At 51.3% G+C, this 13,356-nt stretch carries 16 protein-coding genes; 10 read left to right on the top strand and 6 right to left on the bottom strand.

Annotated elements, in window-relative coordinates:
* Positions 1 to 70: 70 nt before the first annotated feature.
* On the bottom strand, positions 71 to 697 hold the full coding sequence (locus DCW36_RS02080; RefSeq protein ID WP_205702859.1) for a c-type cytochrome: 627 nt from the start codon (positions 695 to 697) through the stop codon (positions 71 to 73).
* A gap of 365 nt (positions 698 to 1,062) precedes the next feature.
* Here DCW36_RS02080 and DCW36_RS02085 point away from each other — a divergent pair, with 365 nt between their 5' ends.
* The 4 genes from DCW36_RS02085 (at position 1,063) to DCW36_RS02095 (ending at position 3,351) form a co-directional block, all read left to right on the top strand.
* Positions 1,063 to 2,049, top strand: coding sequence for a hypothetical protein (locus DCW36_RS02085; RefSeq protein ID WP_114784199.1), 987 nt, complete (start codon positions 1,063 to 1,065; stop codon positions 2,047 to 2,049).
* Between the two features lie 92 nt (positions 2,050 to 2,141).
* Positions 2,142 to 2,264, top strand: coding sequence for a hypothetical protein (locus DCW36_RS22935; RefSeq protein WP_262708138.1), 123 nt, complete (start codon positions 2,142 to 2,144; stop codon positions 2,262 to 2,264).
* Positions 2,231 to 2,686: a G/U mismatch-specific DNA glycosylase gene (gene mug, locus DCW36_RS02090; protein ID WP_240676014.1), complete on the top strand. Its 456-nt coding sequence runs from the start codon at positions 2,231 to 2,233 to the stop codon at positions 2,684 to 2,686. Before DCW36_RS22935 ends, mug begins: the two co-directional genes overlap by 34 nt.
* A gap of 113 nt (positions 2,687 to 2,799) precedes the next feature.
* A complete protein-coding gene (locus tag DCW36_RS02095) occupies positions 2,800 to 3,351 on the top strand; it encodes a hypothetical protein (protein WP_114784201.1) in 552 nt (183 codons plus the stop codon).
* Between the two features lie 121 nt (positions 3,352 to 3,472).
* Here the strand turns inward: DCW36_RS02095 and DCW36_RS02100 are convergent, their stop codons facing one another.
* Positions 3,473 to 4,471, bottom strand: coding sequence for an autotransporter outer membrane beta-barrel domain-containing protein (locus tag DCW36_RS02100; RefSeq protein ID WP_114784203.1), 999 nt, complete (start codon positions 4,469 to 4,471; stop codon positions 3,473 to 3,475).
* Positions 4,472 to 4,651: 180 nt separating this feature from the next.
* On the bottom strand, positions 4,652 to 5,326 hold the full coding sequence (locus DCW36_RS02105; protein WP_114784205.1) for a hypothetical protein: 675 nt from the start codon (positions 5,324 to 5,326) through the stop codon (positions 4,652 to 4,654).
* Positions 5,327 to 5,735: 409 nt separating this feature from the next.
* On the opposite strand from DCW36_RS02105, the gene DCW36_RS02110 reads away from it, so the two are divergent.
* The 4 genes from DCW36_RS02110 to DCW36_RS02125 all read left to right on the top strand — a co-directional run bounded on the left by DCW36_RS02110 (position 5,736) and on the right by DCW36_RS02125 (position 8,518).
* The gene (locus tag DCW36_RS02110; RefSeq protein WP_114784207.1) at positions 5,736 to 6,359 is read left to right on the top strand and encodes a DUF4403 family protein; all 624 of its coding nucleotides are present in this window, start codon (positions 5,736 to 5,738) and stop codon (positions 6,357 to 6,359) included.
* 29 nt (positions 6,360 to 6,388) lie between these two features.
* Entirely contained in the window at positions 6,389 to 6,970 is a 582-nt protein-coding gene (locus tag DCW36_RS02115) for a Crp/Fnr family transcriptional regulator (RefSeq protein WP_114784209.1), read from the top strand.
* 82 nt (positions 6,971 to 7,052) lie between these two features.
* Positions 7,053 to 7,760: a hypothetical protein gene (locus DCW36_RS02120; protein ID WP_114784211.1), complete on the top strand. Its 708-nt coding sequence runs from the start codon at positions 7,053 to 7,055 to the stop codon at positions 7,758 to 7,760.
* Positions 7,761 to 8,152: 392 nt separating this feature from the next.
* Positions 8,153 to 8,518, top strand: coding sequence for a hypothetical protein (locus tag DCW36_RS02125; protein ID WP_125185513.1), 366 nt, complete (start codon positions 8,153 to 8,155; stop codon positions 8,516 to 8,518).
* A gap of 534 nt (positions 8,519 to 9,052) precedes the next feature.
* On the opposite strand, the gene DCW36_RS02130 is transcribed toward DCW36_RS02125, so the two are convergent.
* On the bottom strand, positions 9,053 to 10,003 hold the full coding sequence (locus tag DCW36_RS02130) for an NADP-dependent oxidoreductase (RefSeq protein WP_114784215.1): 951 nt from the start codon (positions 10,001 to 10,003) through the stop codon (positions 9,053 to 9,055).
* Positions 10,004 to 10,399: 396 nt separating this feature from the next.
* Between DCW36_RS02130 and DCW36_RS02135 the strand changes: the two genes are divergently transcribed.
* Positions 10,400 to 10,669, top strand: coding sequence for a hypothetical protein (locus tag DCW36_RS02135; protein WP_114784218.1), 270 nt, complete (start codon positions 10,400 to 10,402; stop codon positions 10,667 to 10,669).
* Positions 10,670 to 10,741: 72 nt separating this feature from the next.
* Here the strand turns inward: DCW36_RS02135 and DCW36_RS02140 are convergent, their stop codons facing one another.
* Positions 10,742 to 11,287: an REP-associated tyrosine transposase gene (locus DCW36_RS02140; RefSeq protein WP_114784220.1), complete on the bottom strand. Its 546-nt coding sequence runs from the start codon at positions 11,285 to 11,287 to the stop codon at positions 10,742 to 10,744.
* A 618-nt stretch (positions 11,288 to 11,905) separates the two neighbouring features.
* Here DCW36_RS02140 and DCW36_RS02145 point away from each other — a divergent pair.
* Positions 11,906 to 12,415, top strand: coding sequence for a hypothetical protein (locus DCW36_RS02145; RefSeq protein ID WP_125185514.1), 510 nt, complete (start codon positions 11,906 to 11,908; stop codon positions 12,413 to 12,415).
* Positions 12,416 to 12,845: 430 nt separating this feature from the next.
* Here DCW36_RS02145 and DCW36_RS22425 read toward each other — a convergent pair.
* On the bottom strand, positions 12,846 to 13,356 hold a 511-nt coding region (locus DCW36_RS22425), incomplete at its 5' end, for a hypothetical protein (RefSeq protein ID WP_164891005.1).

Consider the following 13,356-nt stretch of genomic DNA (forward strand, 5'->3'; position numbering starts at 1 on the left):
TGTCCTGAAATGTAGCAAAGCAGGGCGTTTCTCCTCCTGTACACACAAAAAATACCTCAGACCCCGATGCTTATTTGCCGGCTGCTGCAACAGGCGGTTGTGGGGGTGGCACCACGTTGTCGATTGGTTTAATGGATTTCAGGTAGGCGAATAAAGCTTTCAGTTCTTCTTCGGTCATGTGCCTGTACATGGGCCAGGGCATGGGCGGCAGCAGCATGCGCCCGGATTCCAGGCCTTTGTACCTGCCTTCCCGCATGGCTCTGAAAAAGTTTTCTTCCGTCCATTCGCCGATGCCGGTTTTGTGCGGCGTTAAGTTTGCCGCGTACGATATTCCCCAGGGGCCAACCCAGGCGGTTAAGGTTTGCGATACGGCCAGCCCTTTCTTTTCAACTTCCTTTTGGTCGATAGGAGGCGGCGGCATCTGGGCCGGGTGCCCGGAGAGGGCCCGCGAAAAATCAGGTTCCGGTCCGTTCTCCGTCATTTTTTTAGGGGTATGGCAATCGTGGCAACCGGCTATCAGGGCCAGGTGCTCCCCAAGCTTCGCCAGCTTTTCAGGATCGGTTGTCTTATTCCCCGGCGTTTCCGCCTGCGGGGAGGTGGCGGCTTGCTGCCCGTCTGTATCGTGGCTTGCCTCAGAGCAGTTTGCCAGGAGGCAGGTGCCTGCAAGTAAAGTGGCGATGGTGCTTAACAGTTTCATTGGATTAAAGCTAACGGTTTGGTGTGTTGGCTGATGGAAAGCGTACTATGGATTAGTACGCCGGAAAATTGAAAAGGTAAGCCTGCTGCCTGTTTCTTTAGGCTGTGGAAGCTGCTGACCGTGAACAGGTTATTTTTTCTGGTGACGGGGCGTTAAAAGATATGGCTGCTCCTGCCACCATAGCCACTGCCATTCCTTCGCTGCTACTTTTTGATCAGGTGGAGAGGCTGTGGTGGCGGCTGCAGAAAACCGGAAACAGCTGTTCAAACAAGCTCTTGTAACCGAAACAGTTCGTCCGCCACAAAACCGGATAGCCGAACAATCGTTTATAAGAAAATCAATTTTAAACAAACTTCATTTATACTATGGAAAGACGAGACAGAGATCGCTACGAAAACAACGACTACGCACGTGATTACGACCGGTACGAAGGTTATAACCGGGATGATGACCATTATCACAGTGCCAGGAACTTAACAAACGAGTTCGAACAGGATTACCAGCACGACAGGGGGCACCGCGACGATGACCGGGACCGCATGCACCGCAGCTACCACGAGGGCAGTATGGGCGACGCCTACGAACGCCGCAGCCGCGAAGACAGCTACTCCCGCGGCAATGCCAGCAACCAGTGGACCGGCCGCAACCGCAGCAGCTGGGATTCCGGAAACGATTTTAACCGCGACAGCGACCGCCACCAAAGCTGGGGCACTGCCGGCAGCTTGAGCCGGGACCGTGACAGAAGCCGCAACCGCGACTGGGACAGCGATAATTTCAGCCGCGACCGTGACCGCGACCGGTTCAGCAGCAACTGGGATAACGACCGCCACGAGCGCGACATGAACTGGCGAAACCGCGACAGAGGCCAGGACCTGCGCAACAACAGGCAGCAGATACATGGTGTTGCTACTTTCGATGGTCGCACTGCCCGCTACGATGTTTATACCGGCGATGAGAACAGAAGGCCAAGTGAAATGCTGGGCGACTCTTCCGGTTACGGCGACAACCGCTACAGCAGCGACAGGGGCGATTCTTTCTCCAGCATGAACCGCGGCGATTTGAACACCGGTTTTGGTACCCGCGATTATAATGATACATACGGTAGCGGTAGCAGCAGCTCTTCTGGCAACAGGAGCTTTGGCAGCAGCTCCGGCTTCACAAGCGGCCAAAGAGGCAGCTCCTACGGCACAACTTCCGGCAGAACGTCGGGCAGAACTTCAGACAATTTTAGTGGCTACGGCTTAACCGGCGGCAGCCCCTTTGACCGCGAGCGCGACAGGGACCGAGACAGAGACAGAGACAGAGACCGAGACAGCGGCTACAATGCCCCCCGCAGTTACTGGGACAGGTAGCTTCTGAAACCTGAGTGTCGGGATACAAAACAGCCGTTGCTATTCAGCTGCGGCTGTTTTGCGTTTGCGGGGCTGCAGTATCATCAAAACCAATGGCAACAAAACCTACAAAAGAGGAACTGGCGGCGGCTGTAGGCCGCAGGGTGCCCGATGTTATTGCACCGGGGCTGAAGGTGCTGTTTTGCGGGATCAACCCGAGTGTGTTACGGCGGTAGTAGGCTACAATTTTGCACGGCCCGGCAACCGTTTCTGGCCGACTTTGTTCGCTTCCGGCTTTACACCCCGCTTGTTCCTGCCCGAAGAACAGCAGGAGTTGCTGCCTTTAGGGTACGGCATCACCAATGTTGTAGCCCGTGCCACCGTAGCTGCTGCCGACCTGAGCAAGACCGAGCTGCGGCAGGGAGGGGCGCAACTGGTGGCCAAGGTGCAGACTTATAACCCGCAGGTACTGGCGCTGCTGGGTATTTCCGTTTTCGAAACTGCCTTTGGCCGGAAGGGAAGCGGTGTGGGGCTGCAGGAGCTGCAGCTGGGCGATACCCAGATCTGGGTGCTGCCCAACCCGAGTGGCCTCAACGCCCACTTCCCGCCCCGCCGGCTGGTCGAGGTGTACCGGGAACTGCGGGCGTTTGTGGGATAGGTTTTGCCTGGGCAATGGCTGCACCGGTAGCCATTCCAGCTGGCGGTGCATCAAACCAGACAGCTTAATACTCGTTACTCTTTAATATATGCAGGCTATTAAATTTTTATAAGATGATGGACAGAAGGAACAACAATCGCTATAACCGCCACCCCTACGGGGACGACCATGACAGGTACGAGGACTACAGCCGGGAGGGAGCCCGGTACCACCGTGACCCAAATTTATCGAACGCATTCGAACGTGACTACATACGGAACAGGGAACAGTGGCACAACGAGCAGGAACGTTTCCAGCCGCAGCGCGGATACCAGGAGGCTGCGAAGCACCATTCCAGTGAGCGCATGCGACGTGACGACAACAACTTCAGCAGAAACGCCGGCGAACACTGGCGCGACCGCGACTACCACCTGGCGTATGACAGGAATTCCGACCGCGACCGGTACAGCCGTTTTGGCCCCCGCAATTACCGCGATGATTCGTTTTCGGGCGCTCACAGCCGCTTTACCGACTCAGGCTTCAGGCACTTTGTTTTTAACGATGAATACGGCACCGGCAGGGGCACCTCCTTCGAAGATTACGGAACCATGGGAGGCAACACGTTTGGCCGCGACCGGGGCAACATCACCGGCGACAATGCCTATAACCCGGACCGTCGGTACTGACCGTGCAGAAAATTAGTTCAGAGATAAAACGCCAACAGCCTTTGCCTTGCAGCAGCGTCTGTTGGCGTTCCTGGTAGTTTGCTGTAGCACCGGTACCACCGCCCCGACGCTGTACCGGAACTTACTTGTTAAACCGCATGCCTATCGTCAGGTCGATCCGGGATAAGTCTTCGTACTTGTCCTTTTCCAGCTCCACAAGCCGGCTCGTATTTCCAATCGTTTCTTTGTACCTGGTAAGGGCGCCAATGGTATAAGACACCTGTATGCCGAAAGCATTGTTCCGGTCCAGGCCAAAATCATAGCCAAGGTCGCAGCTTAGCCCCACGGTGCTTCCGCTGTAGTTCGCTTTATAAGTCCCTAAGCTGCTGTTGTTGCGGTAGCCCAGGTAGCCCAGCCCCATGCCCATGTAAAGGGCGTTTTTATCGTCCGAATCCCAGAGGCGGGTGTTTACGGTCGGGCCCAGGAAGTTAATGAAAATCTGGTCGCTCAACTCCATTTGGGATGTACCTCCGGCACCCGAAACATAAACCTGCTCGGAGTTGGAAGCATTGTAAAACCGGTATTTCAACCCGAAACCAACCTGGCTTTCAGTATAATAAGCAGCATCCAGTCCTAGATGGAAGCCTCTTTTCAGCTTTTTGATGTAATCATGGAACTCAGGCGGTACGGCGCCCGAAATTTTGCCGGTACGGGTGCTCCAGCCAGCATCCAGGGCTATCCTTAAAGCAGGGTAGGGGATGTCATAATCCGGGTCAGCCAGGGCGGGGTCGCGGGGGCGTTCGTGGTAAGGGGGGAGGTACAGGACAGCAGCCACCAACCCGTGGCAGGTGCCCGGCAGCTCCGGCCGCTCATGCTGCAGTATTTTAATGGCATTCCCGCCCGCTTTGCGTGCCACAACCCGTGCGTGCTCCAGCACCACCTCATAGCTGCAGTAATCCTTAAAGGCAGTGTTGCTGATGGTCAGGGTATCGATCACCCTGGCCCAGTCCGGAACAGCTTCCACTATACTATATACCTGGATGGCCTGGTTAGCAGCGGGTGCCTGCGCCACAGCGGGCAGGGCTGCGCAGACACCCAGCAAAACAGGAAGCAGGAAAAAAAGGCGCCTGGCTTTTTGCATATGGTTCACGACAAAGAATCTCTTTTCCTGGTCCGGGATCTGGAGAAAATGGAATTTTTAAATTTTGTCGAAATTAAGCTGCATCCGGTTATAATGCAACTGATTCGTAACTGATTTTAGCAGTTTCGCCGGCACAATGCCTGTGCAGTGGCTAAGGAGGCAGGAGCAGCAAAATTTTCCTTATTCTGAAACAGGAAAGATAGGAGCTTCCAGTTCCGCAGCATCGATTATGCGTTGCTCATGAAAATAGTTGGCCATTTCCAGCGCGTTGCCGGCAGAATATTTATCGGCTTCGATGATATAAAACCCCCAGTCGGCCCCGCTGGCATCTACAATCCGGGTATTGGTTTGCTGGCACAGCGCTTCCAGCTTCGAAAAAGTGGCTTTCGGGTTCAGGATGACAAAAAAGGTGCTGTAGACTGGTTTAAACAAGCCGTTATAAACAAACGTGGGGTTGGCATACCGCACATAATCGCTTGTGGCGAGCTGTTTTAACAGGCTTTCTACCTGCTGGCAGCTTAACCCGGGTTGCAGGTTGATAACTTCCGGTGTGGAGGTGGCGTGCGTGGGGTAGGTGTTGTTTACCACCACGTAGGTTTCGTACTCCTTCAGAAAACGTTTCTTTTCCGCACCCCGCATCCCGGATACAAAGCCGACGACAATAGACGAAGCAGACACATTCCCGAGTTCGACCTTTACCTCCCCGTCATAAAAATAGTAGGAAGTACAACCATTTCCGGGCGCAGGCTTCGCCTCCGAAACCTGTTCCAGCGAAAGGCCGGGTTCTATGTTTTCTTTGGTGCAGGCAAAAAACAGGAGCACTGCCACCAGGAGTAAATTTTTGTAAGTCTTCATAAGATCAAGTTGATATAAGGAGGTGTAATAATAAGAAATAAATATGAAATAATTGTATATTAAAATTTGCAGGTGCTTGATATTGTTGGAAAAGTACTTTGTATACGGCAAAAGGCAATTTGCTGTTCCGGGTTTTGCTGCACCAGCCACCACAGCCTCTGCTGCTGCTTAAACCGCTAAACGGATTGTGTCGGGGCCTGTGCCTGCGCACACGTTACTACCGGAACAAATGCCGGCAGCAGTACCGGCTCATCCCATTTTGATTTGTCCGCCCGCCCTTCTCTGCTTACCTTTAGGCAGCTTACTACCGGAGGAGCAGGCAGCGCAAAAAAAAATTGAACAGTATGGGCGCTGAACTGTTCCTGAAAAGGCTGCTGCTACCCGGTAGCCTCTACCTAAACCCGAACCTATGGAAAACCCTATACAACTCCATGTGCCCGTCTTTGTTTCGTATGCCGCCCTGGAAAGCGTGCTGCAACAGCAACTGGTGGGCACCTACATTCCCAAACCCGAAGAAGGCGTAGCCGAACAACCGTATGCCCAGGTGTTGGACGTTGGCCTGGCAGGCAGCAGCGCCGGCCCCTACAACCTCCTGCTCCGGGTACAGCTGAAAATTCTGCGGACGGTGCTCAGGCGCGACAAAGTAGACCTGTATGCCTCCGTTGCCTTAGCCTACGACAACGCCACACAGCAACTCTATGTGCAGCACTTCTCGATGGAGGCTGCCACCTCGAGCGGTTTTTACAATACGGCCCTGGAGGTGCTGGTCAACAAGGTGGCCTACAACCAGATCATCAAAAAAACGCGGGTCGATCTGAAGACCATTATTGCGGCAGAACTGGCAAAAGTAAACAGCCAGCTGGCGGAGGGGATGGAGCTGAAAGGGCTGAAACTGAAAGGCGCTGTAGCCGCGGTAGGGGTGCAGGATATTTTACCAAAGCCTGACGGGCTTTCGCTTCGGTTGCAGGTGCAGGGGGAGCTGGAGGTGGCGGTGTTTGATCTGGCGGAGCTTATGCCGCCGAAAGAAGCCTGAGATAAAGCACCAATTGCAACTTAAACACCATGAACAACGAACGTTTCCTGCAGTTTCTGCAGCACAATGGTTTGGTGAGCGAACCGGCGGCCCATCAAATCGCCGGCCACTTCATGCCCAGGGAACTCGCCAGGCATGAATTTTTCCTGAAGGCGGGAAAGGTAAGCCAGGAGTACCTCTTCCTGGAAAAAGGGTTTATGCGTGCTTTTGCTTATGACACCGACGGCAACGAAGTGACAACCAATTTTTACACGGGCAACCAGGTGGTGTTCGAGGTTTCTTCCTTCTTCAACAGAACCCCCTCCAGAGAGAACATACAGGCCATGGTGCAGTGCAGCGGCTGGAGCATCACCTTTGAGCAACTGAACCACCTGTTTCATGCCTTGCCGGCGTTCCGCGAGTTTGGGCGGTCGGTGCTGGTAAAAGGCTATGCCGCCCTGAAAAGCAGCATGCTGGCGATGATTACCGAAACGGCCGAAGCGCGCTATGCGCATCTCCTGGAAACAAAGCCGGAGCTGTTCCAGTATGCGCAGCTAAAGCACATTGCTTCGTACCTCGGGGTAACCGACAGCTCCCTGAGCCGCATCCGGAAAGAATTTTCAAAAAAGTAGCCGGTCCGGTGTTTCTTGTCATTTGGCAAGTGGAATGATGGCAGGATACATTTCCTTTGCGTTAGAATAAAAAAATAATGCTATGGAAAAGTTACCTGTTTTCGTTCCCATCGTTTTTAGCCTGACTACCTTACTGGCCCTCTGGCTGCTGTACCAGGCCACGCTACGATCAAAGGCAGTGGTGTTGGTAGCGGCAGTGTGGCTGGTGGGGCAGAGCGCCCTGGCCCTGTCCGGTTTCTATCTGATTACCGATTCCTTGCCACCCCGGATGTTGCTGCTGATTCTGCCACCGCTCTTGCTCATAACAGGTTTATTTGGCAGCAGCAAGGGCAGGTACTTTGTCAACCGGCTGAACCCTGCTATCCTGACGCTGCTCCATGTTGTCAGGGTGCCGGTGGAGCTGGTGCTGTTCTGGTTATTTGTTCGCGGCGCGGTGCCGGAACTGATGACCTTCGAAGGCCGCAACTTTGACATACTGACCGGCCTGTCTGCTCCCGTTGTATACTATTTTGGTTATGTAAAAGGCAAGCTACCGAAGTATGTGCTGGTGGGCTGGAACCTGCTTTGCCTGGGGCTGCTGTTCAACATCGTTATACACGGCATTTTGTCGGTACCTACGCCGTTTCAGCAGTTTGGCTTTGAGCAGCCGAACATTGCACTGCTGTATTTCCCGTATGTAGCACTTCCCGGGTTTATTGTTCCGGTGGTCCTGTTTTCACACCTGGCTACGCTGAGGCAATTGCTGGGCCAGCAGGCCGCAACGGGAGGAAGGGTTGTGCAGGGAGCGTGAAGTTGTGACCTCGCAGCGTCTTTAAGACCTGCGCGCGTCTTTTTGTCTGAATCAGGATTTGCAGGATTAAAGAATTAACAGGATGCAGGACGCTAAATTATTTAACTCTAAATTCTAATATGCTTGCTGCTATCAAACTAAGAACTGGAGTTTGCGCATTACCTGAGTTTAAAAGCGAAAGCCAATCCTGACAATTCTAAAATTCTGTAAATCCTGCTTCAGACAAGCAGCAGTGGGAATGGTGGCAGGTGCAGCAAACTTGTAGCGACGCACGACCGTGCATCGCTAGGTGGTGAAAACATTCAGGCCGGCGGCGGAGGGAGAAAAGGAAAGGAACTGCAGCCGTAGGCAAACATCGAAACCTTCCGCGCTAAAATCACATAGTATAGGTTATGAATCTAACAGTAGGATGTAAAGTAGCCTGGACGGAATCGGTTTACACGCCGTACAGGCCAGGGGAGGTGTCGGACTTTATCGGGGAGCGCACGATAACCGGGCGGATTACGGCAGAAGGGTATGCCAGGAAAACAAATTACCACTTCTTCACCATTCATGTTTACAGTGCCGAAGGAGTGCAGGCGCAGGAGGTAGTACCGAATACCAAAATAATCCGGCGGGGCGTCGTGCTTTATCCAAAATGCAAGCTACTGGCTACCCCCGCCAACTACGAGGAACTGGTGCAGGAAAAGGCCGAACGAAAAGAAAACAGCAGCCCGGTTTGCTATGCGCACCTGAAAGATTTGCGCGAGGGGTTTTAGGGAAGGCGGGTGGCCTTATGGAAATTGGGTAACAAGAAAAAGCACGAGCTACAAGCTCGCGCCAGCGGGGGAAGGCGGGTGGCCTTATGGAAATTTGGTAACAAGAAAAGGCACGAGCTACAAGCTCGCGCCAGCGGGGATCGGCAGGTGCTTTGCTAGTGCGAGTTTGTAGCTCGTACTGTTACTTTTGCTGAATGTGTAGCTGCGTGGAAAGGAAAGGCACGGGCTACAAGCTCGCGCCAGCGGGGTCAGCAGGTGTTGTGCTAGTGCGAGCTTGTAGCTCGTACTGTTACTTTTGGTGAATGTGTAGCTGCGTGGAAAGGAAAGGCACGAGCTACAAGCTCGCGCCAGCGGGAATCGGCAGGTGCTGTGCTAGTGCGAGTTTGTAGCTCGTACTGTTACTATTTTATGATTGTTTAGCTGCGTGGAAAAGCAAAGGCACGAGCTACAAGCTCGCGCCAGCGGGGGAAAGTGGGGGAAACCGTAAACAATCTTTTCCCTGGCCTGTCGCAGCGGTTTCCCCACTTTCCCGCATCAAGGAGTAATCACGATTTTACCTTTGGTGTGCAGCGTCTGGATCTGAGTCAGTGCCTCTGCAGTTTGTTGGAGGGAATAGGTGTGGCTCACATGCACCTTCAGCTGGCCGGCCTCGGTAAAAGCTCTCAGTTTATCTAACTGGCTGGAGTTTGGCTCAACAAATACATACTCGAAATCAATGGATTTATCCAGGTCCTGGCCTTGGTTCAGGATGGAAACCAGCTTGCCCGATGGCTTTAAAGCAGACAGGCTCTGCTGCAGGGTTTCCCCGCTCGCGCAATCGAAAATAAGGTCTACCCCGTCAGGGGCTATTTTTTTAGTAGCAGCGCCTACATCCTGGTCTTTGTAGTCTATCGTGAAATCAGCACCCAGCTCTTTCATAAAGGTGTGGTTCTTTTGGCTGGCTACCCCAATTACAGTAGCGCCTTTTGCCTTCGCGAGCTGTATGCCCAGGCTGCCCACACCACCGGAGCCACCCAATATCAGCACCGTCTGGCCCTGCTGCAGCTGGCCTGCATCAAACAACGACTGGTACGCTGTAAGCCCCACCAGCGGAATGCCGGCTGCTTCTTCAAACGAGATGTTTTCCGGCTTTGCCGACAGGTAGCTTTCCGGAATAACGATATACTCGGCAAAGGTGCCATGCTGCACCACGGGCCGACGGGCATAAGCATACACGGCATCGCCCACCTCGAACCGCCTGGCGCTGAAACCCCGTTCCTCTATAACGCCTGCCATGTCCCAACCCGGAATAATCGGGAACTTGTAAGGCAGGAAATCTTTCAGGTAGCCTTCCCGTACAGCTGCGTCCACGGGGTTTACTCCTGCCGCTTTTATCCGGACCAGCACTTCTCCTTCCTTTACCTCGGGTAGAGTAACGGTAGTTACTTCTATTTTATCTGCCCCGCCAAATTCCTTATACGTAGCGGCTTGCATATCTTTCTTCATAGCTTCTGTTACTAAATACAATTTAAAATTTTTTTACCGGTCGCTTCTTCCTGCCCCACTTGCATGTCAATACATACGAGCTTAACCTGATAAGTTTACAAGTCCAGGTCAGCACGAGCTGGGAACAAGGCCACAAAGGCTTCATTAGTTTCTCAACTTAAGAACATTGCACTTGCGCCAGCGGGGAAAAAACTATATTAACCTGGTTGTGTAAATTTGTATTAATTTATGAAGAGGTGTTACAAAATGTTACCGAATCAGTAGAACAAAATTGTAAAGCAACTCTTGTTTTTCGCAGGAGAAAATAAAATATTAGAAAATAGGTATGTTATTTGTAAGCTGATAAATTAGCTTTAAAACTGTACTTGAAGCAGGACCAGGTAAAATCACTTGCATATGAAAATAGTTGTTACGCTCCTTTTGACCTTTCTCATGACGGCCTGCGCACTTGTCCGGAATACCGTTGATATTGGCATGACCGAAAGTGAGTTTATGAAAAAAAACGTCGGTGTATTTTTGTCGGAAAAGACGGAGGAATATACCGTGTACCGACTACCACAAAGTGAAGATAGGGATTTATACGTCTTCTTTGAGAAGGGGAAACTGGTCCGGGTCCAGGAAAAAATTTATAGACCAGACATTGTGATAGAAAAACGCAAGGATTAGTGGCTTTTGCTTCTTTCCAGCACCATCTAGGTACACACGCTGGCGCGAGCTTGCAGCTCGTGCCTCCATTTTTCAAGCGATATCCAGTTCCAGCAAACCTTTTCCGCCGCTGTAGTCGATGGCGCTGCTGTACTTCCAATGGTGCGCTTCTGACACAAAGCCAGCTTCTACCGGGTTCTGGTGGATGTAGTCGATTTTCTGGTCGATAACGGCAGTGCTCCATAGCTCGATTGGCTGGTTGTGCTGCTGCCAGAACTGCCGGTGCTTTACATTGCTGTTCTTCAGGCCCGCCCGCTCCATGAGCCAGAGCAGCCAGGCCTTCCGGCTTTCCTGCGGATGTTCGGCAATGGCTTTTTGAATGGCTTTGGAAGTAAAGGTCTTCAGCTCCTTGAGCAGCACGCTTGGGTTGTTTTCTTTTGCCCGGAATACCAGGTGCACGTGGCTGGGCATGATGCACCAGGCGTAAATTTCCATGCCTTTGTGTTGGCGGCAATAGGCCAGGCTGTCGCGCATGATGGCAAAATAGTCCTCCCGCGTAAACACATCGAGCCAGTACACCACCGCAAAGCTGACAAAGTACAGCCCTTCCTTGTTATAGAATTTATATTTCCTGCTCATGTAAAGCTTATACTGCCCTGGTAGCGCTTCAGGTTCGGCGGCAACCTAAACGCCCTAAACGTTTGCTGGCCTTTGCAGGCTATTGGCTGGCGCGAGCTTGCAGCTCGTACCGCGCTACTGGCAGAAACGGAAGCTGACTGCCTGGAACAGCAGCCATGTTTTTCTCAGATGTTTCTGCATGCTGCTGGTAAGCAGGAACAGCCGTGCCGGAGGTAAAACTAGGTGGCAAAGCAAAGCACGAGCTGCAAGCTCGCGCCAGCGGGGTCAGCAGGTGCTGTGCTAGTGCGAGCTTGTAGCTCGTACTGTTACTTTTGCTGAATGTTTAGCTGCGTGGCAAAGAAAAGGCACGAGCTACAAGCTCGCGCCAGTGGGGGGGAGGGCTTTTAGGGAAGAAGATGGCTTTTACTGCCGTTGGTTAACCGCTACTACCACCTAGCGCCAGCAGGTTTTGCTAGTGCGAGCTTGTAGCTCGTACTGTTGGATTTGCTGATTGTATAGCTGCGTGGGAAAAGAAAAAACACGAGCTACAAGCTCGCGCCAGCGGGGGGGGGGGGGGTAAAGGAACTTTTATTATCCGACAATAATGTCCTATATTTAATCAAACAACTGTTATGTTTCATGAAGCTGCTCCTCTGTCTCTGTGCGTTAATTCTTTCCACTTCTGTGTTGGCTCAAGAACTTTCGCTGCGGAACCTGCTCAAATTAAGAAAATTGGAGCTTGCGCAAATAAACAGAAAGCTTTCCGGGAAAGGGTGGCAGTTTGTATCAGATAGCAAACCCACTGACGCCACAATGGGAAAGGCTATTTGGGCATACCATCCAATGGGTGAAAGTTCAACAGCCTGGTGTATTATCTACTACAACCACACCAGCCCATCCCGCATTCTCTACAATATCTCCGGCGGTAAGGCCATTCAAAAGATTCAGAAGAAAATCGAAAAGCGAAAAATGAGTGTATGGGAGGAAGGCCAGCAGCAGGACGCGGGACAGTTTCTGGGGACTTTCTCAGACTACGCTGATGATAAACACGTAATGCGCCTTTTGAAATATGTGCAGCCTAACTACTACGGCATCAAAATTTTCATGAGAGAAGATTATCTGAAAGCAAAGGAAAATGGCCGGTTATAAAGCAGCGGGTTTAACCTTTCTGGTCTCCAGTTACTTCGCTAGTGCGAGCTTGTAGCTCGTACTGTTACTTTTGCTGGATGTATAGCTTTGTGGAAAAGAAAAGGCACGAGCTACAAGCTCGCGCCAGCGGGGGGGAAGAGTAAGAGTTTTGCTGCCATCGGGTAACCGCTACCACCTGCCGAAAACCAGTACATGTGTTTGGTTCGGTGTAGTGGATGGTGGCTCCCATGCTGGCTTTCGCTACGATTCTCTCCAGCTTCCATTTACCGATATGCCGACTCGCTTCCATTCCTTTGCCCTTCTGATAGCTGTTTTGTATATAGAACAGGATAAGGTTACAAGCGCCGGCGGGCATTGTGCTAGTGCGAGCTTGTAGCTCGTACTAGCACTCGTGCTGTAACAAGCCAGCGCCAAAGTGGTTTCTCAACATTTATGAAAATAGAGAAGTACATAGTAAGTCTAATTTAAGAAGAGCTATAAAATATATTTCTAAGGTTACTTCTTCAAGTTTATGATTATTATTGAGCAATATACTAAAGTTGTGGTGATCAAAATTAATGTAATAAATATCATGTAGGTATATGGATGGCTTAGAATCAGGGCCAAATCTTACAATATTTATCTGCTTGTATATTTTGCTTTCAAGGGTCCTGATACTGTTAATTATTTTCGGAGGTAATTCATGATCTGAAACCTGCATCTCTCTTACTTTGTCTTTACTTATACTATGAATGTCAATAAATCTAAAATAATTGACAATAGAAATTATCCTCATAAAGTCAATTGAAGAAGCTGATTCATGACCCTCACGAAATTGAACATATATACTCTCTGGTTCTATTACTAAGTTTTCCTGACCATATAAGTATTTCGCAACTATTAAATCTAAATCGTCAGGATTATTACTGTTATGATAATATATTGTTTGATTACCATTATTT

The organism is Botryobacter ruber, from assembly GCF_003347595.2.
GTDB lineage: Bacteria > Bacteroidota > Bacteroidia > Cytophagales > Hymenobacteraceae > Pontibacter > Pontibacter ruber_A.

Bases quoted from the DNA above. Each gene is read 5' to 3' on its own strand.
- DCW36_RS02080 (WP_205702859.1), bottom strand. From the start codon at position 697: ATGAAACTGTTAAGCACCATCGCCACTTTACTTGCAGGCACCTGCCTC.
- DCW36_RS02085 (WP_114784199.1), top strand. From the start codon at position 1,063: ATGGAAAGACGAGACAGAGATCGCTACGAAAACAACGACTACGCACGT.
- DCW36_RS22935 (WP_262708138.1), top strand. From the start codon at position 2,142: ATGGCAACAAAACCTACAAAAGAGGAACTGGCGGCGGCTGTAGGCCGC.
- DCW36_RS02095 (WP_114784201.1), top strand. From the start codon at position 2,800: ATGATGGACAGAAGGAACAACAATCGCTATAACCGCCACCCCTACGGG.
- DCW36_RS02100 (WP_114784203.1), bottom strand. From the start codon at position 4,471: ATGCAAAAAGCCAGGCGCCTTTTTTTCCTGCTTCCTGTTTTGCTGGGT.
- DCW36_RS02105 (WP_114784205.1), bottom strand. From the start codon at position 5,326: ATGAAGACTTACAAAAATTTACTCCTGGTGGCAGTGCTCCTGTTTTTT.
- DCW36_RS02110 (WP_114784207.1), top strand. From the start codon at position 5,736: ATGGAAAACCCTATACAACTCCATGTGCCCGTCTTTGTTTCGTATGCC.
- DCW36_RS02115 (WP_114784209.1), top strand. From the start codon at position 6,389: ATGAACAACGAACGTTTCCTGCAGTTTCTGCAGCACAATGGTTTGGTG.
- DCW36_RS02120 (WP_114784211.1), top strand. From the start codon at position 7,053: ATGGAAAAGTTACCTGTTTTCGTTCCCATCGTTTTTAGCCTGACTACC.
- DCW36_RS02125 (WP_125185513.1), top strand. From the start codon at position 8,153: ATGAATCTAACAGTAGGATGTAAAGTAGCCTGGACGGAATCGGTTTAC.
- DCW36_RS02130 (WP_114784215.1), bottom strand. From the start codon at position 10,003: ATGAAGAAAGATATGCAAGCCGCTACGTATAAGGAATTTGGCGGGGCA.
- DCW36_RS02135 (WP_114784218.1), top strand. From the start codon at position 10,400: ATGAAAATAGTTGTTACGCTCCTTTTGACCTTTCTCATGACGGCCTGC.
- DCW36_RS02140 (WP_114784220.1), bottom strand. From the start codon at position 11,287: ATGAGCAGGAAATATAAATTCTATAACAAGGAAGGGCTGTACTTTGTC.
- DCW36_RS02145 (WP_125185514.1), top strand. From the start codon at position 11,906: ATGAAGCTGCTCCTCTGTCTCTGTGCGTTAATTCTTTCCACTTCTGTG.